The organism is Burkholderia alba (assembly GCF_034721475.1).
Taxonomy (GTDB): Bacteria; Pseudomonadota; Gammaproteobacteria; order Burkholderiales; family Burkholderiaceae; genus Burkholderia; species Burkholderia alba.
In genome coordinates this window covers 1-3,215 of the sequence record NZ_JAWJWL010000100.1, presented here as the reverse complement: position 1 = coordinate 3,215, position 3,215 = coordinate 1, and the positions used below count along the sequence as shown (strand labels likewise).

3 protein-coding genes and 1 pseudogene are annotated in these 3,215 nt (G+C 57.5%); 3 read left to right on the top strand and 1 reads right to left on the bottom strand.

Annotated features, from left to right (window positions below):
• Window positions 1–55, bottom strand: a 55-nt coding sequence (locus tag RZR99_RS32420) for a hypothetical protein (protein ID WP_323123776.1), incomplete at its 3' end; no start/stop codon positions are given.
• A gap of 18 nt (window positions 56–73) precedes the next feature.
• Between RZR99_RS32420 and RZR99_RS32415 the strand changes: the two are divergent.
• The 3 genes and pseudogenes from RZR99_RS32415 to RZR99_RS32405 form a co-directional block, all read left to right on the top strand.
• Window positions 74–706, top strand: a pseudogene (locus tag RZR99_RS32415) (Tn3 family transposase); the annotation flags it as partial.
• A 96-nt stretch (window positions 707–802) separates the two neighbouring features.
• Window positions 803–2,257: an alpha/beta hydrolase gene (locus RZR99_RS32410; protein ID WP_323123775.1), complete on the top strand. Its 1,455-nt coding sequence runs from the start codon at window positions 803–805 to the stop codon at window positions 2,255–2,257.
• A gap of 111 nt (window positions 2,258–2,368) precedes the next feature.
• The coding region (locus RZR99_RS32405; protein ID WP_323123774.1) for an IS256 family transposase at window positions 2,369–3,215 on the top strand (847 nt) is incomplete at its 3' end.

Genomic DNA, 3,215 nt, shown 5'->3' with positions numbered 1-3,215 from the left:
AGAACAGCCAGCCCTTGCGGCCGACGACGAACGGCCGGATCGCGTTCTCGCACAGGTTGTTCGAGATCGGCCAGTTGGCGGTACACGCTTCTGGCGCATCGATGCCCAGGCCGACTACGGCGAGTTGAACGCGTTGGCACGGCAGCGGGTGAACCTCGAGCGCATCACGCGGCATTGGGACGACGTGCTTCGCCTGATCGGCTCGCTCAAGCTCGGCATGGTGCCGGCGATGGGCATCATGCGCACCTTGCAGGTCGACGAGCGTCCGACCAGCCTGGCGCAGGCCATTGCCGAAATTGGCCGCATCGACAAGACCATCCATACGCTGAACTTCATCGATGACGAGGCCCGTCGCCGCGGCACCTTGCTTCAGCTCAATCTCGGCGAAGGCCGTCACGCATTGGCGCGCGACGTCTTCCACGGAAAGCGCGGCGAACTGTTCCAGCGCTACCGCGAAGGGCAGGAAGACCAGTTGAGCGCGCTCGGCCTGGTCGTGAACATGATCGTGCTGTGGAACACCTTGTACATGGACGCGGTGTTGACGCAGTTGCGCAGCGAAGGCTATCCGGTGCGGCCCGAGGATGAGATCCGGCTGTCGCCATTCGGCCACGAGCACATCAACATGCTCGGGCGCTATTCGTTCTCGGTACCCGAGGCGGTCGCGCGGGGTGAACTACGCCCGTTGGGGAGGGCGAACGACAGTTGAACGGACACTAAGTCGGTTGGCTGTTCCATTGCTCCCCGGACTCCATATACAGTTCGCCGAAGCTAACAAACTTCAATCTCATTTACCAGCATACTTATGAAATCGGGTAATTTTATCCAAGCGATCTGGATCGGTTTGCTTACATTGACCGCCATTGGCGTGGGGACGAGGGCCGGCTTCAGGAATGCCGACGAAGATAAAAAGGGGGCAGCTTGGGCGGTGAACGAGGCGGTAAGCTGGGGAGCCTGTTCCGATGCTTGGCACTTGAGTTCAACTGAGCTGGACAGGGTTTGCGGCACGTTGAATGTTCCAATGCAGCGCATGCGCCAGCAGCAAGCAGGCGAAGTCGTCAAACTCGCAATGACTAAACTGCCGGCGACAGATCACAAAATGGGTTCATTGATCCTAGTCTCTGGCGGCCCGGGCATACCTGGCGTGGGTCTCTCGCTTGCGCAATCCGCCGAGACAAGCAAGCTTCGTAAGCATTTCGACATTATTGCATATGACCCTCGAGGCGTCGGTCAATCTGAACCAAAGATTAGATGTACTACCGATCCAAAAATCGGTCCCTACTCGTCAGAATGGCTAAGATCATGCACAACGATGACCAAGGAATCTTTTATCTCTCATCTTTCGACGCTCGATGCAGTGGATGATCTGGAAGGCATACGTGTGGCACTTGGCGAAGAAAAAATTACGCTGCTCGCGTATTCATACGGTACGGCAGTGGCGCAACTCTATGCTGAACATTACCCGCAAAACGTTCGCGCCATGGTACTCGATGGCGTGGTCGACTTATCGGAAAACTACGCAGCATGGAGGGTCAATCAGAGCCGCGGCATCAACCTAGCATTTTATCGTTTTGCACGTTATTGCGCTGGGATTGCTGGGTGTCCGCTTACGAAATCACCGGTTGAAGCGCTCGACGCCTATAGGACATTGCTATCGCGTGCTTCAACCGGCGCGATTCGTAAGCCTGATGGGCAGCCGGTTTCGGCAGATCAGATCCATGGCTACACACAAAGTGCCTTATTTTGGGACAGAAACTGGCCCGAGTTGGCCCGAACCCTGACAGAACTTCGGCAATTGAAGGTCAGTGTCCAAACGGCAGAATTATTGGATACGCCCCAGTTTTATAAGCAAGACGAAGCCAAGGCTAGCTTAGTCATTACGTGTTCCGATTATGGGCCTTTGCCCAATGTGGCGCCGGAAAGCATCCTCAGGGGAACCTTTGTAACGATTTCCGAGGAAGCAACGGCGGAGTTGGCGGATAGGACTTGTGCTGGTTGGCCCTTCGGCGCAAGAATGACAGCCGCAACGCCATCACGCGACAAACGCCTCCCTTCGCTGCTATTTGTGGCGCAGACCGGCGATCCAACGACTCCCTACGGAAACGCGGTCAAGATGTCGGCGGCCTTCGGCAGCCCGTTGCTTGTGCGCGAGGGTAATGGCCATACATTTGTGTTAGCCGAAGGATTCCGCTGCATCGATGACAAGGTCGTGAACTATCTTCTGGAGCCAACCAAACCCGTTAGTGATGCTTATTGTTAAATTGAACTGACCATGTACCAGCGAAAGTCGTGCGTCGTCTCATGAAACAAGGCGGCCTGGGCCTGTCATTAATTTCGTGTTCGAGGCATATCATGACGCCAAGGAGTCAATATGCCCGGCAAACCGAAAGCCAAACCGGCAGAGCTGCCGGCGATCCCGCCTGAACTGTTGGAACAATTCGGCAACGGCCCGATGACGGCCGAAGCCATTCACGCCGCGTCGCTGGCCTTCAAGAAGGCCTTGATCGAACGAGCACTGGGTGGTGAGATGAACCACCACCTGGGCTACCCGCCCGGCGGCGCCAAGCCCGCCCACGTTGCCAATCAGCGCAATGGCCGTGGCGCCAAGACGGTATTGACGGAAGACGGCCCGCTTCGCATCGACGTGCCGCGCGATCGAGATGGCAGCTTCGAACCGCTGCTGATTCCCAAACATGAGCGTCGTTTCACCGGCTTCGACGACAAGATCGTCGCCATGTATGCCCGCGGCATGACGGTCCGGGAGATTCAGGGTTTCCTGCTGGAGCAGTACGGCACGGAGGTGTCGCCCGAGTTCATCAGTTCGGTGACCGACGAGGTCATGGCCGAGGTGATTGCCTGGCAGTCGCGACCGCTTGAACCGATGTACCCCGTGGTGTTCTTCGATGCGCTGCGGGTCAAGATCCGCGAAGACGCCGTCGTCCGCAACAAGGCCATCTATCTGGCGCTGGGCGTTCTGGCGGACGGCACGCGCGACATCCTGGGCCTGTGGATCGAAGGCACGGAGGGCGCGAAGTTCTGGATGAAGGTATTCAACGATTTGAAAACGCGCGGCGTGAACGACATCCTGATCGCCGTAACCGACGGCCTCAAGGGCATGCCTGAGGCGCTGGCCGCCGTATTTCCGGCGACCACGCTACAGACCTGTATCGTCCATCTGATCCGCAACAGTCTCGATTACGCGAGCTGGAAGGAACGTA